This is a genomic window from Glutamicibacter sp. M10, assembly GCF_025452055.1.
GTDB lineage: Bacteria > Actinomycetota > Actinomycetes > Actinomycetales > Micrococcaceae > Glutamicibacter.
Map to the genome: position 1 here is coordinate 1,910,055 of NZ_CP104918.1, position 24,099 is coordinate 1,934,153.

Genomic DNA, 24,099 nt, shown 5'->3' on the forward strand with positions numbered 1-24,099 from the left:
GATTCAAAGAATATGAGACACGAGCGTAAGCTTGATTTCGTATTTAGTGTCCAAATCGTTATATCCTTTAGGAAATAGTGCTCCGACTTCACCGGTCGCGACACTGACAACAAAGGTAAGTGTTTCGCAAGGCAAGACATGGTCGTGCGGAAATGATCCCAGTATTGAGGTGACCCAATGGCTTTAACGCCAGAAGACGTAGTCAATAAGCGGTTTCAGCCGACCAAGTTCCGTGAAGGCTATGACCAAGACGAGGTAGATGACTTCCTCGACGAGATCGTAGTGGAGCTGCGTCGCCTGACCGGTGAGAACGAAACTCTCCGCAGCCGACTTGCTGAGCTTGGTGAAGATGCCGGTTCGGTATCGAAGGAACAGACCGTTCCTGCACCAGTTTCGGCAGCTCCAGCAGCAAAGCCTGCTGAGGAGAAGAAGACCGAAACTAAGCCAGCAGAGCCAGCTAAGGCTGCAACTCCAGCTGCAAAGCCGGTTGTTGAAGAGAAGAAGGCTGAAGCAAAGCCTGCGGTTGCAGAGAAGCCAGCCGCAGCACCTGCTGTTGCTGCCGCTCCAGCACCTGCTGCTTCGACTGCATCAGCTGCCGCTGCAACTCCAGCAGCCGCTCCTCGTAGCGAATCCGCAGAGTCGGCAGCCAACGTGCTGTCGATGGCTCAGCGCTTGCACGATGAGTACGTTGCCTCCGGTGTTGAGCAGCGCGACAAGATCATCTCGGACGCAAAGACCGAGGCGAACACGCTGGTTACCTCTGCAGAGGAAAAGAGCCGCAAGACCTTGTCGGCTCTGGAACAGCAGAAGTCGGTTCTCGAACGTAAGCTTGAGCAGCTTCGTGGATTCGAGCGCGATTACCGTGCTCGCCTGAAGACCTACATCGAAGGACAGCTGCGTGACCTTGAGTCCCAGGGTTCGATCGATGCAGACGCAACCAAGTCGAACTAGTCGCTGACAGGTCAAAACCTGATCTAGCTATCTAGTAAGATCAACGGTGGTGCACGGATAATATCCGGGCACCACCGTTGACGTTTAAGAGGAATCAATAGGTATTACTGTGGACGCAGTTCAATCGGGGAAAAAATCCCTGTCACCCAAAAAGTTTCTGGGCCTGGGCCTAGTTATTGCCCTGATCGCCTTGGTACTGGACCAAGTCGTGAAGATCGCGGTGGAGCAGAACATGCATCTTGGTGAATCATTTGAAGTCATTCCAGGCTTCTTGAGCATTCACTATATTTTGAACCCTGGTGCAGCATTCTCCATCGGAGAAAACTTCACCATCATCTTTGCCATACTCCAAGCAGCAGTAGCGGTCTTCGTCATTTACCTGCTCAGCCGCAAAGTACTAGTACGCAGCTGGGCGATCGCACTGGGCGCTTTGCTTGGCGGAGTCCTAGGGAATCTAGGGGACCGCATTTTCCGCGACCCAGCCTTTGGATTTGGTCACGTAGTAGACATGTTCTCCGTGAATCACTTCGCAATCTTCAATGTTGCCGACTCCTTTATCGTCTGTTCGATGATCGCCGTCGCTTATATGCTCATTCGCGGTCGAAACCTTGATGGAACCATCGGAGATTCGCCAGCAGACGAGGACCACGGGTTGGATGAAACGGAGGCTAAGCCTTGATTTCCTCAGAGACGACAACGTACGAACTACTTGTGGACCCGGACGACGTAGGGGCACGGCTAGATGCCTACTTGGCACGTAGCCTTCAGATTCCTCGAACGCTTGCTCTAAGCCTTTGCAAGGACTCACAGATACAAGTGAATGGCCGCACGGTTTCAAAAGCTGTGAAGCTTAAAGCCGGTGACCAGCTATATGTGACCATCCCGCCACAACGTGATCCATTAGAAATTAAGGTTGAGAAAGTGGAAGAGCTGAAGATCATCGCTGATGACGATGACTATGTAGTCATCGACAAGCCGGTCGGCGTAGCAGCCCATCCTTCTCCTGGGTGGGTTGGCCCCACTGTGGTGGGCGCTCTCATGGCGGAGGGCTACAACATTTCTACCTCGGGTGCAGCAGAGCGTCAGGGGATCGTTCACCGTCTGGACGTTGGAACTAGCGGACTGATGGTGGTCGCAAAGTCGGAGCGTGCCTATACCGCCCTGAAACGAGCTTTCAAGGAACGCACCCCAAAAAGATCTATCACGCTGTCGTCCAAGGGTTACCTGATCCGCTGGAGGGCACCATTGATGCACCCATCGGACGCCACCCAGGGCATGACTGGAAGTTCGCCGTCCTTGAAGGCGGACGCCAATCGGTGACCCACTACAAGGTCATGGAAGCTTTTAGTCGTGCTTCACTGGTTGAAGTTCATTTGGAGACCGGTCGAACACACCAGATCCGTGTGCACTTCTCCGCCTTTGGACACCCCTGCGCCGGAGACCAAACCTACGGTGCAGATCCCAAGCTCGGGGCAGCTCTGGGCTTGACTCGTCAGTGGCTACATGCCAAGCGATTGGGCTTCAGTCACCCCGTGTCTGGGCAGTGGGTTGAATACGAAAGTGACTACCCAACAGACCTTGACGGTGCTCTTGAGTTGCTACGCGAAGGCGACTACTAAAGCAGATCGCATAACACCTCGCCGTGCCAGAGGCAACCTGTCGGGATAACCACAGCCACCGGGTGGGCTGTGGTGACCCAAAGGGTCCCGAAGAGTCGTTAGACTGTTTGGGTGAGTGCTACACGCGACGGATTTGTTCATCTTCATACCCACACCGAATATTCCATGCTGGACGGTGCTGCCCGACTCGGCGAACTTTTTGCTGAGGCTAATCGTCAAGGCATGGAGTCCCTGGCGATTACGGATCACGGCTATCTCTTCGGGGCCTTCGACTTCTGGAGGCAAGCCACCGGCGCTGGGGTCAAGCCCATCATTGGCGTCGAAGCGTATGTCACTCCGGGCACTGCCCGTAACGATAAAACCCGTGTGAAGTGGCGTACCGACGAGTCGCAAAAAGGCGACGACGTTTCCGGTGGTGGTCTGTATAACCACATGACGCTCCTGTCCTATAACAACGTAGGCATGAACAACCTCTTTAAAGGTTCATCGCGGGCATCGCTAGACTCCGTATTTGGTAAATACCCACGCTGGGATCGAGAGCTTCTCAACGAACACCACGAAGGCATTATCGCCACCACCGGTTGCCCTTCGGGTGAAGTGCAAACCAAATTGCGTCTGGGCCAGTACGACGCAGCCAAAGCTGCAGCTGCTGAGCTGCAAGATCTTTTTGGTAAAGAGAACTACTTCTGCGAGATCATGGACCACGGGCTGGAAATCGAGCGGCGCATTACCAAGGACTTGCTTCGTCTTGCCAAAGAACTGGACATTCCGCTCGTTGCCACCAACGACCTGCACTACACCCATGAAGAAGACGCGAAGGCTCACGAAGCCTTGCTGGCCATCAACTCGGGCTCGACCCTTGATGAGCCAACCTATGACCAGGGAGGTAGCCGCTTTGCGTTCTCCGGCACCGGTTACTACCTCAAGAGCGCGCGAGAAATGCGCGAACTCTTCAAGGAATTCCCTGAAGCCTGTGACAACACCCTAGCTATCGCAGACCGCGTTGAAGTCGACTTTGATACCAACGCCAACTACATGCCAAAGTTCCCTTGCCCGCCAGGCGAGGATGAAACCAGCTGGCTGATCAAGGAAGTCGACAAGGGACTTCACTACCGGTACCCGGACGGAATTCCCGAAGCTTCACGCAAGCAGGCGGACTACGAGCTTGATGTCATCATCAAGATGGGTTTCCCGGGTTACTTCCTGGTTGTTGCGGACTTCATCAACTGGTCCAAGAGCAACGGAATTCGCGTTGGTCCAGGACGTGGTTCTGGTGCAGGTTCGATGGTTGCTTACGCTATGCGTATTACCGACTTGGACCCGCTGGTTCACGGTTTGATCTTTGAGCGTTTCTTGAACCCTGAACGTGTTTCCATGCCCGACTTCGACGTCGACTTCGATGATCGCCGCCGTTCTGAGGTCATCAAGTACGTGACCGAGAAGTATGGCGATGAACGTGTATCCATGATCGTTACCTATGGTTCGATCAAGACCAAACAGGCACTGAAAGATTCCTCGCGTGTGCTGGGCTATCCCTTCAGCATGGGTGAAACCCTAACCAAGGCCCTACCGCCAGCGGTGATGGCCAAGGATATTGCCCTGAACGATATTGAAAACCCCGAAGCTAAGCGTTATTCCGAAGCTGGGGATTTCCGTAACCTGGTCGCTAATGACCCGGAAGCTGCCCGCGTCTTTGAAACTGCCAAGGGCCTTGAAGGTCTAAAGCGACAATGGGGCGTGCACGCGGCCGGCGTCATCATGAGTTCTGATCCCATCATTGATGTGGTCCCAATTATGCGCCGTATCCAAGACGGACAGGTCATCACGCAGTTCGATTACCCAACCTGTGAAGGCCTAGGCCTGATCAAGATGGACTTCTTGGGTCTGCGTAACCTCACTATCATTTCCGATGCTTTGGAAAACGTCCGGTACAACACCGGCGACGAAATCGATCTGGAAACCCTGGGCATTGAAGATGTCGAGGCTTATAACCTGCTAGCTCGCGGTGACACGCTAGGCGTGTTCCAGCTTGATGGCGGTCCGATGCGCTCGCTGCTGAAAATGATGCGCCCGGATAACTTTGAAGACATCTCCGCAGTTATCGCGCTTTACCGTCCAGGCCCCATGGGTGCTAACTCGCACACCAACTATGCCTTGCGCAAAACGGGTCTGCAGGAAGTTACCCCGATCCACCCTGAGCTTGAAGAGCCACTGGCCGATATCCTCGGTGGAACCTATGGCCTGATCGTTTACCAAGAGCAGGTTATGGCGATCGCGCAGAAGCTGGCCGGGTACTCCCTGGGTCAGGCAGATATTTTGCGCCGTGCCATGGGTAAAAAGAAGAAGTCTGAACTGGATAAGCAGTTTGCAGGCTTCAAACAGGGTATGAACGACAACGGGTATTCCGACGCTGCGGTGAAGACGCTGTGGGATATTCTGCTTCCATTCTCGGACTACGCCTTCAACAAAGCCCACTCGGCCGCCTATGGTGTGGTTTCCTACTGGACCGCATACCTCAAAGCGCATTACCCTGCCGAATACATGGCGGCGCTGCTGACCTCGGTTGGTGACGACAAAGACAAGCTTGCGCTGTACCTGAACGAATGTCGCCACATCGGCATCACCGTTTTGCCACCGGATGTTAACGAATCGGCGCTGAACTTTACCCCAGTGGGTAAGGACATCCGCTTTGGTATGGGCGCTATTCGAAACGTTGGTACCAACGCCGTGGCCGGCATCGTCGAGGCCCGTAAAGAAAAGGGAAACTACAACGACTTCAGTGACTTCCTGAGCAAGGTTCCAGCAGTAGTTTGCAACAAGCGAACCATTGAATCACTGATCAAAGCCGGTGCCTTTGACTCGCTGAAGCATCCGCGCCGAGCCCTGGTAGCGATCCACGAAGAAGCCGTCGACTCGGTGATTCAGGTGAAGCGCAACGAAGCAGCCAACCAATTTGACCTCTTCAGTGCGTTGGGTTCTGACGAAGCTTCAGAATCGATGAATGTTGCCATCCCAGACCTGCCGGACTGGGACAAGAAGGAAAAGCTCGCCTACGAGCGTGACATGCTCGGACTATACGTATCTGATCACCCGTTGCAGGGTTTGGGCTCAGCGCTTGACCAATATGCGGATATGCCTGTCACCCACGTACTTTCTGATGATGGACCTCAAGATGGGCACATCATTTCCATCGCGGGCATGATTTCCGGATTGCAGCGTCGAATTGCCAAGAAGAGTGGCAACCCGTACGCGCGCTGTGAAATCGAAGATCTTTCGGGCTCGATGGAAGTGATGTTCTTCGGGCAGGCCTACCAGCCGATTGCCGAGATCCTGGCCGATGACCTGCTCGTGGTCATCAAGGGACGCGTCCAGCGACGCGATGATGGATCAATCACGCTCAACGCACAAGAGATGATGATCCCGGAAATTTCCGAGGACGCCAACGGCGGTCCAGTGGTCATTGGCATTCCAACGCACAAGGCTACTGAATCACTGGTGCAACGACTGGGCGATGTACTTCGCACCCATAGTGGCAATACCGAAGTGCGCGTTAAGCTCACCGGTAGCCGCGGTACCTCATTGATGCGACTGGGAATGAACTTCCGAGTTAATCCGAATCCAGCCCTGTTTGGGGACCTCAAGGTGCTGCTCGGCCCGCATTGTTTGGACGTGTAAGCACAGTTTTAGTGACCGGGTGAGGTAATCAATAAAACCTCGCCCGGTCATCGGCGTTAAGCTTGATGTGTGAGCACTATTGAAGACACCGAATTTTCAGACCTCGCCACTATCGACTGGCGCAATGAAACCCTGAGCTATGCGCAGCTCAAGGCACACCTTCCACGCCCCGAAATGAACACGCAGACGGCAACCGTTGCGGTTCAAGGCATCATCGATGACGTTCGAGCTCGTGGCATGGAAACGCTCAAGGAGCTTGCCAAGCGCTTTGATCATGTGGAACTGGAACACACCCGCGTGCCACAGCATGAGCTGGATCGAGCTCTTGCAGAACTGGATCCTCTGGTTCGTGAAGCACTGGAAGAATCCATCGCTCGCGCACGCGTCTTTGCTGCTGCCCAGCGCCCGCAGGATACCGAGGTCGGTTACTCAAATGGTGCCACCGTCACCCAACGCTGGGTTGCTGTACGTCGTGTAGGACTCTACGTACCTGGTGGTCTTGCGGTGTACCCATCGTCAGTCATTATGAATACCGTGCCGGCGCAGGCCGCAGGGGTTAGTTCACTAGCTTTGGCCAGCCCACCACAAAAAGAATTTGGTGGCTTGCCACACCCAACCATCTTGGCTGCAGCTAAGTTGCTGGGCATTGATGAGGTTCACGCAATGGGTGGTGCCCAAGCTGTTGCGGCTTTCGCCTATGGTGTGGAGGTTGAAAATGATCAACGCGGTGGTATCGAACCTGTTGACGTGATTTCCGGTCCGGGCAACGTTTTTGTCGCTACCGCAAAGCGACTGGTTAAGGGTGTTGTGGGTATCGACGCCGAGGCTGGTCCTACGGAAATTGCGATCTTGGCTGATGACACCGCCAGTGCAAAGTTTGTTGCTGCCGACATGATCTCGCAGGCTGAACACGACGCTAACGCGGCAGCAGTATTGATTACTGATTCCGAAAAGTTGGCCAGTGCAGTTCGTGGTGAACTAGTAGGCCAGGTAGCGAACACCAAGCACTCGCAGCGAGTCCGTGAGGCACTGTCGGGAACCCAGTCCGCCATTATCCTGATCAAGGATTTGGAACAGGGCATTGAAGTTGCCAACGCTTACGCGGCCGAACACCTCGAAATCATGGTGCAGGATCCGCAAGCCACGGCAGCGCGCATTACCGCGGCCGGCGCCGTATTTGTCGGTTCCTACGCGCCAGTGTCTTTGGGGGACTACTGCGCCGGTTCGAATCACGTACTGCCTACCAACGGCACCGCTGTCCACGCATCGGGACTGAACGTGAATACCTTCTTAAAAGCTATTCAGGTCATTAATTACAGCGAGGCCGCGCTGAGCGATGTCGCTGCCCACGTGATCAATCTGGCCAACGCGGAGGACCTACCAGCGCACGGTGACGCGGTAGCAGTACGAAACGCTCATTAGGCGCTAAACTTGTATGTGACATGAGTGGATTCTCGTCGCCCGCGTAATCGAGAATGCTTCACTGGCCAAAGACGGAGGTGCCATGAATTGCCCGTATTGCCGTAACGCAGATTCCCGCGTGGTCGACAGCCGAGTTGCTGACGACGGCGTGTCAATCCGTCGCCGTCGCCAGTGCACAGCGTGTTCTCGACGCTTCACCACCACCGAGACCGCGAGCTTGAGTGTTCTTAAGCAGTCAGGTGCTGTGGAACCGTTCTCCCGCAACAAGGTGATCAATGGTGTGCGTAAGGCTTGCCAAGGGCGCCCAGTTACTGACCACGACCTTGCCGTTCTGGCACAGGAAGTGGAAGAGGCCGTGCGTACCTCAGGTGCGGCAGAAATTCCTGCGCACCAGGTTGGGCTTGCAATTTTGGAGCCGCTCTCGCGTTTGGACGAAGTGGCTTACCTGCGCTTTGCCAGTGTTTATCACAACTTCCAGTCGCTCTCGGACTTCGAAAGCGCCATTGGACGTCTGCGCGATCGACGAAGTACTACGCCTCAGGGTACTCAGCGTCCATTGACCGCAGAATAGACTCAACGCTTATTAACGCGAATGCCGGTATTCAAACCTTGGTTTGAATACCGGCATTCGCTTTTTCTTAGACAGAGACCTTACGGCAGGGTTAGGATCTCTGCACCGTCGTCGGTCACCAGCAGCGTGTGCTCAAACTGCGCGGTGCGCTTCTTGTCCTTGGTGGTGACAGTCCAATCATCGGCCCACATATCCCAGTCAATGGTGCCCAAGGTCAACATTGGCTCGATGGTGAAGACCATGCCCGGCTCAATCAACGTGTTGTAGGCAGGAGCCGCATCATAGTGCGGGATGATCAGGCCGGAGTGGAAGGATTCGCCCACACCGTGGCCGGTAAAGTCTTTGACAACCCCGTAGCCAAACCGCTTGGCGTAGGTCTCGATACTGCGGCCAATGACGTTGATTTCACGTCCTGGCATCACAGCCTTGATGGCACGCTTGAGTGAATTTTCAGTGCGTTCTACCAATAGACGCGATTCTTCATCAACGTCACCAACGAGGAATGTCGCGTTGTTATCGCCGTGAACTCCACCAATGTACGCAGTGATATCAATGTTGATGATGTCACCATCTTGCAGCACGGTGGTATCAGGGATGCCATGGCAGATGACTTCGTTCAGTGAGGAGCAAAGGGACTTGGGGAAGCCGCGGTAACCCAAGGTGGATGGGTAAGCGTTGTGGTCCATGAGGAACTCGTGACCGAGTCGGTCCAGCGCATCGGTGGTAATTCCGGGCTGGCAGGCCTTACCAACTTCTTCAAGAGCTTGAGCCGCAATTCGAGAAGCAACACGGATACGTTCGATAACCTCGGGGCTCTTCACTTCTGAAGCGGAGTTCTCCGAAGGCTCTTTTTGCCAACGTACTCAGGCCGTTCGATGTGTTTGGGCACCGGAAGCTCGGGGGAGACGGTGCCAGCGGTCAAGTTTCCAATTGGTGCAGTTGCAGCAGTAGCCATGAAACTAATTCTAGCTTCATGCAGGTTTTAGCCTGGCGCGTTTCTGGCCAACTTGTAGGTGGTGTTCCACCTATTTTCTGGTTGGTGGGCTAACGTGTAAGTGGACGTACGAACCTAGAATTAAGGAGTTTGCGATGAGTTCAGCTGGCACCCCTGATGAAGGACAATACTGGTACAACGTTTCCACCAAGAGCGTGGAAAAGGGACCACAGTCTGATTGGTCGCAGTTGTTGGGCCCTTACGAAACTGCTGCCGAAGCCGAAGCTGCTATGACCAAGGTGCAGGCACGCAACGAAGCGTGGGACGAATCCGAGGAAGACGAGCAGTAGTCGTTCGCTCCTAACGGATGCCGCGATCGTGCACAACTAAGGCGGTGGCGGAACAAGTGAGTAATCACCTGTTCCGCCATCGCCTTAGTTAGTTCTAGGCATAGATAGTTCTAGGCCGCGATACTACTCTTTGAATTCGTATTCATCGGACGGGAATGATCCGTTCAGGACGTCCTGGTGGTACTCGCTGACAGCCTGTCCAACTACGCTGCGAAGATCTGCATACTTTTTGACGAAGCGCGGAGTGCGTCGCTCACCTAGGCCCAGCATGTCCTGCCACACCAATACCTGTCCGGTAGTGGCTGAACCGGCGCCAATGCCGACGGTCGGGACGCGCAACGCGGCATCAACTTGCGCTGCCGCATCACTTGGCACCATTTCGATGAGGATGGCAAAAGCTCCAGCGTCTTGGAAAGCCAATGCATCGGTTTTCATCTGTTCCACAGCATCACCGCGACCTTGTACGCGGTAACCACCCAATGCGTGCTCTGCTTGCGGGGTGAAACCGATATGACCGATGACCGGAACGCCAGCGAGGACCATGGCTTTCACATGTGCAGCGTACTGCGCGGTTCCCTCCATCTTCACGGCGTGGGCGCCGCCCTCTTTCAAAAGGCGCACTGCGGACTCGACGGCCTGTGCGGGGGATTGCTCGTAACTTCCGAAAGGCAGATCGGCGACAACCATGGCACGTTTGGTGCCGTTGGCAACGGCCTTGGTGAACACCAACATTTCATCCAGCGTGATCGGCAACGTTGAACTGTAGCCAAGCACGGTATTTGCTGCAGAATCGCCAACCAGCAGGATCTCAATTCCTGCTGAATCAAAAATTTCGGCCATCATTACGTCATAGGCAGTTAACATCGCGAATTTTTCGCCGCGATCTTTTGCCTGCTGAAGGTGATGAATTCGGATGCGGGACGGGCCTTTATCAGGATTCCCTAGGTATGGTTGAGGCATAAAATGACTTTATCGCACTTGGACTGGGCGATGCTTGTCCATCGGCCCGGCCGGAACCGATATAGTGTTGCCACAGGTCAATTTTTCTTACCGGCCGTGATCAGGTCCGGATATCAGAAATCCAAAGGTGGTGGATAATGGATCGTCAGCAGGAATTTGTGCTGCGCACCATTGAAGAACGTGACGTTCGATTTGTGCGAATGTGGTTTACCGACGTAGTTGGTTCACTGAAATCCGTTGCGTTGGCGCCTGCTGAAGTTGAAGACGCCTTTGAAGAGGGTCTGGGCTTCGACGGTTCTTCAATTGACGGCCTGTCACGAATCTCAGAATCCGACATGTTGCTTCAGCCGGATCCATCAACCTTCCAGATCTTGCCATGGCGCGGTGAAGTCGAACCGACTTCCCGAATGTTCTGCGACATCCTGACCCCAGAAGGTCAGCCGTCCAACGCGGATCCTCGTCAGGTTCTCAAGCGACAGCTCACCGAAGCGTCCAACATGGGCTTCACCTGCTATACGCACCCTGAAATTGAGTTTTACCTCCTCAAGGACGATCAGCTTGACGCCAATGGGCGTCCGCAGCCAATCGACACCGGTGGCTACTTTGACCACGTGCCGGATGGCGTTGGCCAGGACTTCCGCCGTGCTTCGGTAACGACGCTTGAAGCTTTGGGTATTTCCGTAGAGTTCTCGCACCACGAGACCGGCCCAGGCCAGAACGAAATCGACCTTCGTTACGCGGACGCATTGCAGACTGCAGATAACATCATGACCTTCCGTACCGTCATCAAAGAGATGGCGATGCAAAAGGGCATTCACGCAACCTTCATGCCGAAGCCGTTCTCAGAACATCCAGGTAGCGGCATGCACACTCACTTCTCGCTCTTTGAAGGAGACAGCAATGCCTTCTTCGAAGCCGGTCGTGAATACCAGCTCTCTGACGTAGCACGCTCGTTTATTGCGGGTATTTTGCACCACGCACCAGAGATGACCGCGGTGACCAACCAGTACGTGAACTCGTACAAGCGCCTGTGGGGCGGGGGAGAAGCTCCGAGCCACCGCTCGTGGGGTCACAACAACCGTTCGGCACTGCTACGCGTTCCGCTGTACAAGCCAGGCAAGGGTCAGAGCGCTCGCGTTGAATACCGTGGCATTGACTCGGCAGCCAACCCATACCTCGCCTACGCTTGCCTGCTTGGTGCAGGTCTGAAGGGTATCCGCGACGGCTATGAGCTGGAGGAGCCAACCGAAGATGACGTGTGGAACCTGTCCACCGCAGAACGTCGCGCCTCAGGGCACGTTCCGCTGCCAGGTAGCTTGCACGAAGCACTGCGCGTGATGGAGGAATCCGAGCTGATGGCCGAGATCCTCGGCGAGCAGGTTTTCAACTCCTTCATCTCTAACAAAAAAGCTGAATGGGAAGAATACCGTCAGGTAGTCACCCCGTTTGAGCTCACCAAGAATCTGAGTACCCTCTAGAGAAATCGCCGCGTGCTTGCACGCGGCGATTTGTGGAAGACATAAGAATCACCATGCCAGACGTATCCTCACGATCATTGATCAACGCTGGTTTCAGCGATATCGAACGGGCCAAAAAGTTCCTGCAATCACCGGAGCTCGCCCCGATTGATCCGAAGCTGATCGTGAGCAAGATGGCCCATGCTCCAGATCCTGATCAGTCATTGCTCTTGGCGTTGCGCTTAGTGGATCGTCATCCCGAGGCAATCAAGATTTTCTCGGATCCTGAAACCTGCCAGGGCTTGGTTAGACTGCTTGGCAGTTCCTCAGCGCTTGGTGAGTTCCTGATTCGTTGTCCCGAGGCACTGGAGACGGTGCGCACTGCGCCTTCCACTGAGTTTGAGCAAGCTACGCCTGAACATCTAGTGGAGAGCATGCTGGCATCAATTGATGCCAAGCGTACAACCGGTGGTCACTGGGTTTCCTCATTCACTGGAGCCGAGGGCCGCCAGCGATTGCGCACCAGTTACCGCAAGGCATTACTTGCGCTAGCCCATCGAGATCTTGGAGCCAGCAACCCGCAACGGATCCTACCCAACGTGGCCGCCGAATTAGCCGATATGGCTGGGGCCGCATTAGAAGGCGCGCTGGCTATAGCCCGCGCTGAAGCTGCCGAACAGTACGATGCGCAAGACGTGGACCGCGTGAAGGTCTCCATCATTGGGATGGGTAAATGTGGCGCTCGCGAACTGAACTACATCTCTGATGTGGACGTCATTTATGTGCACGGTTCTGCCCCGGGTATCGAAGATGATCTAGCTTCCGCTATCGCCACGGTCCTGTGCGGCAATACCGCACGAGCTTTGATGGTTCCGGGCCCGGAACCAATGCTCTGGGAAGTCGACGCCAACCTGCGTCCCGAAGGCAAAGACGGCGCGCTAACCCGCACCTTGTCATCCCACGAGGCTTACTATCGTCGCTGGGCTCATTCTTGGGAATTCCAGGCACTGCTCAAGGCCCGTTGCATTGCCGGGGACCAGGAGTTGGGTCGCTCTTATGAGCGCATGGTTTCCCCCATGGTGTGGTCTAGCTCAGAGCGTGATGGATTTGTTGAATCAGTACAGGCGATGCGTCGACGAGTCAGCGACAATATTTCCAAAGATGATATTGTCTGGCAGATCAAGCTCGGTCCTGGCGGATTGCGCGACGTGGAATTCACCGTGCAGTTGCTGCAGCTGGTGCATGGGCGAGTCGACCGGGACATTCAAATTCCGACGACCACACTAGCAATTCACGCACTAAGCCATATTGGTTACATTGGCCGTGAAGATGCGACAAACTTTGATGATTCCTACCGCTTTTTACGTTTATTAGAGCACCGTATCCAGCTCAGCCAGCTACGCCGTACGCACCTAATGCCACGGGCCGAATCTGCGCAGCGAATTCTGGCGCGCTCCATTCGAGGCGCAGGGGACCTTCAGCCGACCAGCCCAGAAAAGTTGATGCGCCGCTGGAACGAGACCAAGCGTATGGTGCGTTCGCTTCATGAGCGCATCTTCTACCGTCCACTGTTGGTCAGCGCCTCCAACCTCTCCGCTGATGATGTCAGGCTGACTGCCGAGTCGGCCCAAGCACGCTTGCGTGCACTAGGTTATCTTGACCCTAAAGCCGCTATGCGCCACATTGAGGCGTTGACCGGTGGAGTGTCGCGCAGGTCCTCGCTGCAACGACAGCTGCTACCGGTGCTCTTGGACTGGTTTGCTCGTGGTGTTGACCCTGACGCGGGGTTACTTGGATTCCGCCGACTCAGTGAATCCTTAGGCAAGACGCACTGGTTCTTGGGCATGCTGCGTGATACCAACGCCGCAGCCGAGCGCCTGAGCCATTTATTGTCCAACACCCGCTTCCTGACGGACCTGCTTGCCAATGAGCCTGCAGCGGCCGCCTGGCTGGGTTCGGATGCATCCTTGGCACCGCAGAGCCTTGAGAGTCTCTTACAGCAAAACCAGTCGATCATTCACCGCACCAAGCAGCCAGAGAGCGCAATCAGGATGATTCGCATGGTGCGCCGGCGTGAGTTCTTGCGTGTGGCTCTGGCCGATGGCGCAGGACTGCTCACGGTTGACGAGGTCGGTCAGGCACTGTCGAACATCGATGGAGCGATGATTGACGGCGTGCTAAGGGTTCTGTTGAGCGCGGATCAAGAAAAGCACGGTGAGCAGGCGGTTATTTCGGTCATTGCGATGGGTCGACAAGGTGGTCGAGAAATTGGTTATGGATCTGACGCAGATGTCCTATTTGTCCAGCGTTCCGTTCCTGGTGCGCCAGCTCAAGCTGCTCAGGAACAAGCACTGCGAGTAGTCACTGAGTTGATCTCGTGGACCTCGAAGCCGCTGAAGCCAGCAATTCCTGCTGAGGTAAAACTCAAGGTGGATTCTGACCTTCGTCCCGAAGGACGACAGGGGATCTTGGTGCGTTCCATCGACGCCTACGCTTCCTACTACGCACGATGGGCAGAAGTATGGGAACGCCAAGCTTTGCAAAGAGCGCGTCCCTTCGCTGGCGATGCTGAGCTGGCAGACGACTTTATCGCGTTGATCAAACCTGTTCGCTACGGCAAGGGACTGGAAGAGAGCGAAATTCGCGACATTCGTAAGATCAAAGCACGTGTTGAATCTGAACGACTTCCTCGCGGTGCAGATCCCAACCGGCATCTAAAATTGGGTCGCGGTTCACTGTCGGATATTGAATGGCTGGTGCAGTTCTATCAGCTGCAGTATGCCTGGCAGCACGAGTCGCTGCGCACAACCTCAACCTTGAAGGCACTAGAAGAGCTGGCAAAGATTGAACTGATCACGGAAGATGATGCTGAACAGTTGGCGAATGCCTGGCGTTTAGCCACGCGTATTCGTAGCGCTGAGATCATTACCTCCGGGCGTTCAAGCGATGTTCTGCCAAGCTCGTCGCGGGACATGGAAGCCGTGGCCCGCTGGTGTGGTTACGAGCCGCACTTCGGTGTAGAGCTCGAAGAAGATTACCTTAGGGCTACTCGTCACGCGCGAAGTATTTTTGAACTGCTCTTCTACGGTTTTGAAGACTAGCTCAAAGTGTCTTTGACCCAGATCCAACTGAATCAGTGGACAACTGCTTCGGCCGGCTATCGACGCTGGGAACGCAAGGTCTATCTTGGCTCTGGTGAAACGCTCTGGGAACGCAGTTGTGATGCTTTACTTCACTGGGAAATCAAGACACGAAGCGGGTTTGCCGTTACCGGGCAACCACGAGTAGCTATCGGTGCACACCCTGAATTACGTGTCAGGCTGGGACCGATGAGCATCGACGAACCTATCGAAGTCGTGGATGTCATCGAGGAAAGCTCACGTGTTGGCTTTGCCTATAAGACGCTGTCAGGCCATCCTGTCAGTGGGGAAGAGGCGTTCATTCTCGTTCGTGAACAGGCCGGCATCTTCCTAGTGATCCGCTCACTGACAGCGCCATCAGATCGACTGCGCTGGCGAACGATCTTCCCGTTCCTGTTGATTGCGCAGAAGTACACACGCCGTCGCTACGCCACAGCGTTGCTTAGAGAACCTTCATAGGTCAGAGGGGAGTAGGGGCAAAAGCCTCTTTGGCTACCGGTGGCTTTTTATTGTAACTGTGAGCCTTTGCTCCACGTCTGGCCACATCACGTGGATCCGTTCGGTAGCTTCCAAAGCTTTGACTCGCAGAGCGTTAGCCAACACAATGCCGAGAGGTGAGACCTCTAGGATTGTGAGTTCTTCTGTCTTCTCTTGTTCTTGAGCATCAAGTCTCCAGTTACTCATCAGCTCAGCGATGCCGCGTTCTTCCAAAAGGTATTCAGCTGCAGAATATTCGTGTGGTTCAGCGATTGCGTGTCCCAAGATATTGCGGGGGATCACTAGAGAGTAGTCGGGCGTGACAGGTTGGAGGTAGCCTACCGTCTCGCCGTCTTCACGTTGTACGCTCACCCAATCGGAAATATCCATGTTTACAGACTAACAATGACAAAAAGCTGGGTCCCACCAAAAGTGGTGGGACCCAGCTTCGACTAATCAGTCTGCCCTTATGGCAGGAGCGTGATTAGCAGCCGTAGTACAGGTCGTTCTAGAACACTCTATATGGCACTAGTTGGCAGGTGCTGATAACCGCGTAATTCCGGGGTGTATACCGTTGACCGATAATGGTCGAAAATGGGGGTAATCGAACATTCTGCGGACTCTCTGCGGACTAAACAAGAATCCCCTCCTGCCGTGCAAAGCAGAAGGGGACTCTGTATTGGCGCTGGATACTTTGGGCTAACCTGTCCCGGTAGATCCATCGTTCCTACTGGAGGGAAAAGCGCGAAGCTGCCAGCAGGTGACGTTGACGCCAAGTCTTAACCCGAGATGCGTTTCAGCTTCACGGGAATATGTGCCTGGAACCCGGTAAAGGCGCTTGCCTCACCAATAGGGTTACCTTGCACCTCGTACACTTTGCCTCGAACGGTGATCTTGTCCAAGGCAAGAATGTTCGTAGCTGGTGGGACATACAGCACGGCCTCGGTGATCACTCGGAACTGGGATGCGGTCCCGTTCGGTTCGATAGTGTCGATACCTTGGAACGATGCCCCGTGAATTGGTGGCTGAACCCGATCTTCATAGATGATCTGATTCATTGCATTTCGTCCAACTTCAACTTTCCGAATGTGGATTACTTCCTCACCGAAGATCATGCTGTGCGCCTCCGATACAGGTGCAGTACGGCCTGTTCTGGGATGGTGAAGCCCTGCAAACTCGCATAGGTCACAGACTGCGATCCAAGCTGTTCTCGAATGTTCTGCTGCGGGTTTACGAGGTATCGCGCCGTAGCAGTGATGATGACATCTTCTAGGTCTAATGTCGGTTCACCGTCGATATTGAACCCGTTGCCTCGGGTGTATGCCCGGATAAACGTGGTCACAACACGAAGGTGTTCCTGGGCGAGAGCAAGGACTTGTGTATCCCCGTCTCGCCCAAGAAACTTAGCGACCTTCGATGCGTCGATCATTACACTAGACCGGTGATCTTAATGACGGCCTCGGCATTAAGTGGCTGTGCGTCGTAGCGTGCAATGACGCGTAGAGCCTGCTGGTCGTAGTCTGCGTAACGCTCGGTGAGTACCTTGACACTCGGTGCCATGTCGCGTGCAACGGCAACCTGAGCCATGTCTACCAATGCAGCGTTTCCTGCTGGGACACGGTTGGAGATGTTGACCTTGGAACCCCATAGGCGGAATACACCGTCTGCGGTTGGGTCCGGCTGGAGCAGGTACTGTCCTGCGGTGTCCTTGACCTTGCGCAGTGCGGTGAAGTCGTTAGGGCGTAGGAACCACTGTAGCGAGGCGGTGTTTACGTTGGCTGCCAGTGCGAGGCCCCAAGCGTCCAACAGGATATCCAGATCCAGTGCGGTGGTGACTGCGAGTTCCTGAGTGCCAGCCCATGCGAAGATGCCCTGTGGGGTGGTGATGCCGTCGCCGGTGGAGCCAAGGAACGCGGTGTCCAAGGTCGATGCTACGTCGGTGACCAGTCGATCCTGAAGGGCGGTATCCAAGGCTACTACGGACTGTCGTGCCAGCTCGTTGGAGAAGCGGGTGATTACCTTGACCGACTTCATGGTGTCTGGGAGAAGCAGAACTTCATCGAAGGTCGGATCTTGTTCGGTGATCAGTTCGTTCTGACCGTGCCAAGCTGGGGTAGTTGGTGCACCCAGTTTTGGAATACGGATTGCGCTGCCGTTGGTGTCGAAGATGCGAGGGCCAGCAGCGAGGAAGATTGAAGCCTGCTCTAGAGGCTTGACCAGAATTTTCTGGACCTGTTCCTGAGTGAGTTCTGGGGCGTTTACGGTAGATACAGCCATTTTGTTGGCTCCTTTTCGTCATGATGTGAAGGTGACGTTGTTGGGAGCCAGCCCCAAAAACAATATGTGGTACAAACTCACCGGGAGTCTGTACCACATATTGTATCAGATATACCCCTAGGGGGTATCAATCCTGTTTTGGGTGATCCCCTAATTGAATTACCCGCAGATCGCGATCACCTAGGAAGCGTGATCGAAGCTGAACATCGAATTGGGTGAAGGCGAGTGCGAACTGTTCCGGGGTAATGTCGTGAAGCTGGACTTCCTTCACTGGTACATTTTCACCTTCTGGATACTTCTTCAAGAGCGCTGTCATGTTGGCTTCCTCCGGAGTATCTGCCACATACACATAGACCCTGAAATCTGGCCTCGCGCCTAGCTGTCCCGAGGCAGTCCACCCTGCGCCAATCCCGATGATCAGTTCATTGTCTTCATGGATTCCCGCCAGTTCTTCCATGCTCTTGATGTTGCTCATCATTGACACGTCCGCAGATGATGTTCCGCGCCAATCCCCGTAGGCGGTCTTTGCTTTGTCCTGAATGTACTCCGTCACGATTCCCCTTTTCTACATTGCCCCTGCGCGGAGGATCCCGCCCAGACTTACATTATTGCTTACAGGGGCGACACCTTGGCCAATGTTTCCGAACGGCTTACGACTAGCAAGATGTGGTTTGTCTGCCAGCAGTGCTTCAATTGCCGTTGTAAGCGCCTGAGCATCGTCTAGGTGCGATTCCTCGAAAGGCAGGTCGCTAGGGTCTGCAAGACGGCCTGTAGCCTCTACTAGCGCCGTGTGGAGACGCTGGGCGAAGTCATCAGCACGCTTAGCCCGGTCGCGGTGTCCCGCTGCCTCTTTGCGGAGCTTTTCCACATATGAGCGGGGAAGGTTTCCGGATCCTCGGCGGGTTCCTCCGAGGTATTCGCGACACCCTCCGGAGAGTTTCCGGAATCCTCCGGAGATGCATTTTGCAATGCACTTTGCATAACGTTTGCATTGCTGGCATCCGCGCTATGGATGTCAGCATCGTCTAGCACTTCGCTAGCAGGTGGTAGCGATTCGCTAACCGACTCGCTAAGCGGTTCGCTAACCGACTGGGTTTCTTCTGTGGTCTCGTTCAAGAGTTCCTGGGACATGATGCGCCTTTCCTAGTTGTTGGTTACTGGTAGTGCTGGAGCCGAAACAAGGCTCACTTGCTCTGGGGTCCAACCCAAAGCCTCCGACAAGATAGCCGGCAGTGGGACACCAATGCTGTGCAGTTTCACCGCTGCGTCGGTAGCCTGTGCCGTAGTTCGTGTTTCCTCCGAAGCCCAAACCGGCTCGAAGTCGTAGCCCAGAGGGTCTTCGCCAGTTTCTGCCGACTTGATCAGCGCGGCCACGTTAGCCCACGCCTGACCGAAAGTTCGTTGCAAACTGTTCGCCTTGGACACCAAAGATGCCTCTGCGGAACGAATAGCGTCAGCCGAAGGGGGTTGCGAGCTGTTAATGCCGATGTAGTGCGGAGGTAGCCCCGATAGTGCACCAATTTGGTTCGTGACCGTGGCGATAAGGTCCGAATACCCGTCGAGTCGTGCGCCGTCGAATTGACCAAACTTAGTCCCTTCGCTCTCAGATACCCACACCTTGTTAGCCTCGTTGGAGAACGGCTGAATAACGTTGCCGTCCTCGTCCTCCTGAAGCTCAAGCCCGGTAGCCCAACGTCGTGGCCGTGCATAGAATTCCGACGAAACAAGCGAGTCTGAAAGCAACTTATTCAGCGCGTCCGTGAGTCCCAAGATGTCGGTCATCTCTGATATGCCGTCCAAGTCCAGCAGACGGCCCCGATTGACCAAAGGAACCACTGGCACGACACTGAACGGGTTAGGGATAACCTCTACCGTCTGCCAGCCGGTCGAAGGGAATCCTGAGCCGTCCACAACATTGGAACTGGACACCAAACGCGTGATCTTATCGGCCTCGTACAAGACACCCTGGGCTTGCCCATCAGTAGCCCAACGCTTGAACGCTGCAATGACAGTTCGTGTCGCCGGGTCATGCTTCACAGCGACCTGCTTAGGTGACTCCACCGTGACCAGAGGACCGTTCTCGTTCGCCCAAACAATCACGAACGAACGCCCATAAACCAAAGCATCCATATGTGCCTGTGCTGAAGCATCCAGCATGTAGCAACGTCGCCAAGTGCTCCAAAGGCCGGTATCGGTTGCCTCCGATGAACCGGCCTCACGGAATCCACGAACCTCCAAACGCTCTGCAAGCGACGTAACCGCCAACTTAGGGAAGTTCACCGACAAACCCGTGAGCGTCGTCCCCAGAGCATCCCTAGCGTCCTTGGACAGGTATGCAGCCGGTTGCGTGCCGTCCCAGTACGAGTCCAGCTTGGACAACTCTGGTGCCGTGCTGTCCAACTTCTCTGAAAGTTCCTTGATGATCTTTTCCAAAACAAATCCTCCTAGAATGAAATGACGCGACCGCGCCGTTTTTTGTTGCCGTGAAAAGCTGCTCTATCCGTCGCCACTATGGCGCAGATAGCGAGATCGATTTTTCTCGGGCTGTTCTTCCTGTCCTTCGCCACCAAATCACCCAGCGCGGTTGATTTAGCGACACAATGAGCCACATGCGAAGCGAGGTCCTTATCCCCGTCGTGGCTTACCGTCCCTTCCTTGACCGCCTGGAACAAACGGTCCGTAGCCGGAGCCATACGAGTGGCATTAGCCGTGTTCCACTCAATGACGCGCCGTTCTCCGTGCTTCTGCGCCCAAGACTCAATCTCAGAGCGCCATCCCCATGGATCGCAAGCTGCTTCAACTACGTCGTACTTCTCGAAAGCTTCATCCAACGTGCGAGAAACCTCAGCACGAGGGACCCGCCAACGTTCATCTCCCGGGTTCGCCCAATGCCCAATGACGAACAAGTGAGGATCATGGACCGTGCAACCCACAAGGGCCGTACTGTCACCCGAAGCCGAACCGTCGAAAGCCATCACGATGCGTTCCCCAGGCTGAACTTCCCGTGAATTGTCCTTGATCGAATCCCACATACCCCAAGGCATCCAGCCCTCGACACCGGTAATCCACATTCCGAGCCTCAGCTGCCTAAAGACGGGTTCACGAATCGTTTTCATGACTGCCAACAGTGCATCCTCAGCAAGGAACGGTTGCTCACAAGCAAGAGCCGGATTAGCTATCTTCCAAGCTTCTCGATCGTCAATCGCACACCCATCCGGGGCCGCATACTCCTTGAAATAGAACTGCGGGTCATCACCGGCGCGTCCGTGGGTTACGAGGCCCCACATCACACTGTCCGGGCTGTTAGCCGGGGTCGAAATAGCCAAGGTGAGCGATTCAGGACGTTTACCCGCTGCCGAAACAACCGCCTCCCAAACCTTTTCCGTTACGGTATGCAGCTCATCAACTATTTGGAACGTGGGATCGAGTCCCTGCAAAGCGTCGTAATCTGCCGGCAACGGTGTCATCGTCGCGTCGTTATGTGGCATGTAAAGGCGGTCCTGGAAGATCTGGACCCGCTCCTCCAGTACCGGATTTAGTTGCACCATACGCCGGGCAAGATTGAAGATAATCTTCGCCTGACGCAGATCCGAAGCCACAATGAACACCTCGGGCGACATAGGACCCATAAACATCTCAGCGAGGCCCATCATCGCCGCCAAACCACTTTTTCCGTTGCCTCTCGGGAGGCTACATAACCCCGTACGGATACCCGGGGCATAAGCACCACGGATAATGTCCTTCTGGAACTCCCGAAGCTTCACAGGCTTACCAGCACCGTGCCCCTTAGGAACTATCAGATACTTCTCGATGAACTTGATACGACGTTTAGCGCGATCCCTAGGCCAACCAGTGAAATCTAGTGGCTCTGCCGTGATCTTAGCCTTAGGTCCAGCCACAACAACCCCTTCCCTAATGATAATCATTCTCAAATAATTGTCTCCCTGCCTAGACCCGGGGCGAAGAAGCAGAAAACTTGAACCCCTACCCCCTGTCATCGTGCTGCTCCTCGTTTGGAGTTGTGGGATCGGCAGAGAACTTCGACGTCTTGCAACCGGATTGGTTTGCCTTGCTGTTTCCGTTCCCAAGCTTGCGGACTGTGGTCTACGGTGAGGTCCATGTTGTTGCATCCTGGGATGGAGCAGAACGGTTGCATGAACCTTGCGCGCTTGGAAAGCCGGTCCCATGCTGCGTCGTAGCCTTGGTTGCGTCGGTTCTTCCCGCGAGTGTCTTTGGGTCGATGGTCGATGCAGTAGGTTTGGTCGGATACTTCACCGCAGTATGCGCAAGCCTTGAGCAGGTCACTAGAACTTCCCATAGTTGTTACTCCATTCATTCCAAGACTTAGCTCGTTGGCTCCAGCAAGGTGGGCAAGGGCAAGCGGCCCTGTGTGGTCGAGGCTGATCCATCTGCTTGGCTGCGATAGCACGAACCTTTTCCCCGTGCTTACCTTCCAGCAGTTCCTTGACGTATGAACATGCGCACCGGGGGAGACGGCACTTCAGGCAACCGACCGCGCTCATGATGCACTCCCGAAGCTCCGAAGCTGATCCATCAAATCCGGACCCGAATTTGTTTTCTCAGGTTCAGACTTCACCGGAACGTTCTTCCAAGGGTTGTTATCTTCCAAAGCTTCACCCGTGTTTGTATCGAACGTTTCTTCAGGAAAAGGAACTTCGTTATCTAAAGCTGGTTGTATGTCTGTCTGCCTGTCTGTCTGCGCTGTAAGTACGTCACGCGTGACATCCTCTGTGACATCCACACCACCCTTAGGGTCATCGGGTGTATCACCCTTGCCCTTACTGCGGTGCTTCTGCTGCCGTACTCGTTCAGCCTCACGCTTGCCTATCTGGAATCCCAAGGACTGCCTATAGACCTCGGCGTGATGGATAATCTCGTACTTGTTGCCACGGTCTGCCCAGATGCCGAAGCTAGCTAGGATCTTCCCGGCAGCTTCGGCATTAGGGCTGGAGGCGATTCGGCGTAGGTTCTTTTTCAGGAACACTCCGCTTAGGTCCTCCGTGGAATACAGGTAATGAATGACCTGAGTATGGGTGAGCTGACAAACATCATCCATATCAGCAGGAAGGTCATACTCTGCGAGCTGATCAAAAAACTCTGTACCGTACTTTGCCCAGGTCACTTATTGCCTTCCTTAGTAGATCGGTGCGTTGAGGTTGAGTAGCATCATTTGGATTGATGCGATGGTTCCGAAGAATGCGGTGACGATTCCTGCGCACCATAGGGTGTACCGGACTTTAGACATTTTCAGCACCGCCTAGCATTGAGTAGCGCAACATGCAGTCTGGGCAGGTGTAGGAGGTTCCTGTGCCCAAGCTTTTGGTGTTGTTGCTGGCAATCATCGATTCGCCGCAGAGTGCAGTTGTTGCTTCGCCGGAGTTGATGAAGACTTTCTCCACGTAGTGCAGCTCTACCGGGGCAACCGTGTTCGTCATGCCCACGGTTGCGGTCTGGGGGCTATGCATTGGTGTCACCCTTGCCCTTTGCGTAGTACTCGGCTGCGCAGTCTTTGCAGTGGCTTTGGAGTCCGTCCTTGGATCGGATCTGCTTGGAGTACTGGTCCAAGGTCTTGCCCTCGTTGCAAGCGGCGCAGATCTTGATGCCAGCGTTTTCTACGGTGCTTACTTTGGTGGCTGCTACTACTTCACGAAGCAGGCGGGAGAGTATGACCAGCTCGTCTGATGTGAAGATGCCGTTATCCGGTCCACCGGCGTTGGTGACGTAGTGGAGGATGCCACTATCTGCAGACCACGAGCTCTCGATACTGATGTCACCGTAGTGCGCACCGGGTCCAAGGTATTCGGTCCAGCTTTTGCCGTGTGGCTGGCCGTTGATGGTGTCTTGCACGGTGTAGGCGCGGAATCCTGCCGGTGGAACAATGTCGGTGCTTGGCGTGTGCCCGTTGTAGTCGATAGACTGGTTCATGGAATCATCCTTTTTCTGTGTGTTGGTTTCTGAGGCGGTAGCAGATTCTTGGTCGGAGATGCTGCCGTCTTTTTCTGTGTTCTGGGGGTCGTTCACTTGGTGGCCTCCTCGAACTGTTCGTTGAGCCACGCTTCAAGATCAGCGCGGCGGAACATTATTCGCCCACCAACGCGAGCGGACTTTGGGCCGATGCCCTTGTGCCGCCAAAAACGCATGGTGTTCACTGGGGTGCGGAGAAACTCGGCGGCTTCTTCGATCAGCATCAAGCTATACGGGCCAGTGGTCACTGGATCCTCCTTGGATATTCGTTTCTGTTGGGG

General features: G+C 54.8%; 22 protein-coding genes and 2 pseudogenes. 10 read left to right on the forward strand and 14 right to left on the reverse strand.

From position 1 onward, the window contains the following. Positions 1-177 precede the first annotated feature (177 nt). The 6 genes and pseudogenes from N6V40_RS09355 (at position 178) to nrdR (ending at position 8,238) form a co-directional block, all read left to right on the forward strand. Positions 178-951: a DivIVA domain-containing protein gene (locus tag N6V40_RS09355; RefSeq protein WP_262197434.1), complete on the forward strand. Its 774-nt coding sequence runs from the start codon at positions 178-180 to the stop codon at positions 949-951. Between the two features lie 109 nt (positions 952-1,060). Beyond that, a complete protein-coding gene (lspA, locus tag N6V40_RS09360; RefSeq protein ID WP_262197435.1) occupies positions 1,061-1,630 on the forward strand; it encodes a signal peptidase II in 570 nt (189 codons plus the stop codon). 32 nt (positions 1,631-1,662) lie between these two features. Further along, positions 1,663-2,570, forward strand: a pseudogene (locus N6V40_RS09365) (RluA family pseudouridine synthase). Positions 2,571-2,681: 111 nt separating this feature from the next. Next, the gene (gene dnaE, locus N6V40_RS09370; RefSeq protein ID WP_262197436.1) at positions 2,682-6,245 is read left to right on the forward strand and encodes a DNA polymerase III subunit alpha; all 3,564 of its coding nucleotides are present in this window, start codon (positions 2,682-2,684) and stop codon (positions 6,243-6,245) included. Positions 6,246-6,314: 69 nt separating this feature from the next. Beyond that, on the forward strand, positions 6,315-7,667 hold the full coding sequence (gene hisD / locus N6V40_RS09375; protein WP_262197437.1) for a histidinol dehydrogenase: 1,353 nt from the start codon (positions 6,315-6,317) through the stop codon (positions 7,665-7,667). An 82-nt stretch (positions 7,668-7,749) separates the two neighbouring features. Next, positions 7,750-8,238: a transcriptional regulator NrdR gene (gene nrdR, locus N6V40_RS09380; RefSeq protein ID WP_131088548.1), complete on the forward strand. Its 489-nt coding sequence runs from the start codon at positions 7,750-7,752 to the stop codon at positions 8,236-8,238. A gap of 80 nt (positions 8,239-8,318) precedes the next feature. Here the strand turns inward: nrdR and map are convergent. Then, positions 8,319-9,193: pseudogene (gene map / locus N6V40_RS09385) on the reverse strand (type I methionyl aminopeptidase). 134 nt (positions 9,194-9,327) lie between these two features. On the opposite strand from map, the gene N6V40_RS09390 reads away from it, so the two are divergent. Then, entirely contained in the window at positions 9,328-9,522 is a 195-nt protein-coding gene (locus N6V40_RS09390; RefSeq protein ID WP_131088546.1) for an SPOR domain-containing protein, read from the forward strand. A gap of 123 nt (positions 9,523-9,645) precedes the next feature. On the opposite strand, the gene panB is transcribed toward N6V40_RS09390, so the two are convergent. Then, on the reverse strand, positions 9,646-10,482 hold the full coding sequence (gene panB, locus N6V40_RS09395) for a 3-methyl-2-oxobutanoate hydroxymethyltransferase (protein WP_131088545.1): 837 nt from the start codon (positions 10,480-10,482) through the stop codon (positions 9,646-9,648). Between the two features lie 137 nt (positions 10,483-10,619). Here panB and glnA point away from each other — a divergent pair, with 137 nt between their 5' ends. Genes glnA through N6V40_RS09410 form a run of 3 tightly spaced genes read left to right on the forward strand, consistent with a single transcriptional unit; the run spans position 10,620 to position 15,538 of the window. Next, a complete protein-coding gene (gene glnA / locus N6V40_RS09400; protein WP_131088544.1) occupies positions 10,620-11,960 on the forward strand; it encodes a type I glutamate--ammonia ligase in 1,341 nt (446 codons plus the stop codon). Between the two features lie 53 nt (positions 11,961-12,013). Beyond that, complete coding sequence (locus N6V40_RS09405) at positions 12,014-15,040, forward strand: bifunctional [glutamine synthetase] adenylyltransferase/[glutamine synthetase]-adenylyl-L-tyrosine phosphorylase (RefSeq protein WP_262197440.1); 3,027 nt, start codon at positions 12,014-12,016, stop codon at positions 15,038-15,040. A gap of 6 nt (positions 15,041-15,046) precedes the next feature. Continuing rightward, entirely contained in the window at positions 15,047-15,538 is a 492-nt protein-coding gene (locus N6V40_RS09410) for a DUF1990 domain-containing protein (protein ID WP_262197441.1), read from the forward strand. Between the two features lie 33 nt (positions 15,539-15,571). Here N6V40_RS09410 and N6V40_RS09415 read toward each other — a convergent pair whose 3' ends face one another. The 12 genes from N6V40_RS09415 to N6V40_RS09470 all read right to left on the reverse strand — a co-directional run bounded on the left by N6V40_RS09415 (position 15,572) and on the right by N6V40_RS09470 (position 24,066). Further along, complete coding sequence (locus N6V40_RS09415; RefSeq protein ID WP_262197443.1) at positions 15,572-15,928, reverse strand: hypothetical protein; 357 nt, start codon at positions 15,926-15,928, stop codon at positions 15,572-15,574. Between the two features lie 407 nt (positions 15,929-16,335). Next, positions 16,336-16,671, reverse strand: a complete 336-nt coding sequence (locus N6V40_RS09420; protein WP_262197444.1) for a hypothetical protein — start codon at positions 16,669-16,671, stop codon at positions 16,336-16,338. After that, positions 16,668-16,985: a hypothetical protein gene (locus tag N6V40_RS09425; RefSeq protein ID WP_262197445.1), complete on the reverse strand. Its 318-nt coding sequence runs from the start codon at positions 16,983-16,985 to the stop codon at positions 16,668-16,670. The genes N6V40_RS09420 and N6V40_RS09425 overlap by 4 nt, the downstream gene beginning before the upstream one ends. Beyond that, positions 16,985-17,833, reverse strand: coding sequence for a phage major capsid protein (locus tag N6V40_RS09430; RefSeq protein WP_262197447.1), 849 nt, complete (start codon positions 17,831-17,833; stop codon positions 16,985-16,987). Before N6V40_RS09430 ends, N6V40_RS09425 begins: the two co-directional genes overlap by 1 nt. A 127-nt stretch (positions 17,834-17,960) precedes the next feature. Beyond that, positions 17,961-18,386 (reverse strand): hypothetical protein, encoded by a 426-nt coding sequence (locus tag N6V40_RS09435; protein ID WP_262197449.1) that lies wholly within the window; start codon positions 18,384-18,386, stop codon positions 17,961-17,963. Between the two features lie 227 nt (positions 18,387-18,613). Beyond that, positions 18,614-18,964, reverse strand: coding sequence for a hypothetical protein (locus tag N6V40_RS09440; protein WP_262197451.1), 351 nt, complete (start codon positions 18,962-18,964; stop codon positions 18,614-18,616). A gap of 12 nt (positions 18,965-18,976) precedes the next feature. Then, positions 18,977-20,266, reverse strand: a complete 1,290-nt coding sequence (locus N6V40_RS09445; protein ID WP_262197452.1) for a phage portal protein — start codon at positions 20,264-20,266, stop codon at positions 18,977-18,979. A gap of 11 nt (positions 20,267-20,277) precedes the next feature. Continuing rightward, positions 20,278-21,732, reverse strand: a complete 1,455-nt coding sequence (locus tag N6V40_RS09450) for a terminase large subunit domain-containing protein (RefSeq protein WP_262197453.1) — start codon at positions 21,730-21,732, stop codon at positions 20,278-20,280. 620 nt (positions 21,733-22,352) lie between these two features. Then, a complete protein-coding gene (locus N6V40_RS09455) occupies positions 22,353-22,976 on the reverse strand; it encodes a hypothetical protein (RefSeq protein ID WP_262197454.1) in 624 nt (207 codons plus the stop codon). Positions 22,977-23,091: 115 nt separating this feature from the next. Further along, a complete protein-coding gene (locus N6V40_RS09460; RefSeq protein ID WP_262197456.1) occupies positions 23,092-23,319 on the reverse strand; it encodes a hypothetical protein in 228 nt (75 codons plus the stop codon). Next, positions 23,312-23,779, reverse strand: coding sequence for a hypothetical protein (locus N6V40_RS09465; RefSeq protein WP_262197458.1), 468 nt, complete (start codon positions 23,777-23,779; stop codon positions 23,312-23,314). The genes N6V40_RS09460 and N6V40_RS09465 overlap by 8 nt, the downstream gene beginning before the upstream one ends. 92 nt (positions 23,780-23,871) lie before the next feature. Next, positions 23,872-24,066: a helix-turn-helix domain-containing protein gene (locus N6V40_RS09470; protein ID WP_262197459.1), complete on the reverse strand. Its 195-nt coding sequence runs from the start codon at positions 24,064-24,066 to the stop codon at positions 23,872-23,874. Between the last annotated feature and the right edge of the window lie 33 nt (positions 24,067-24,099).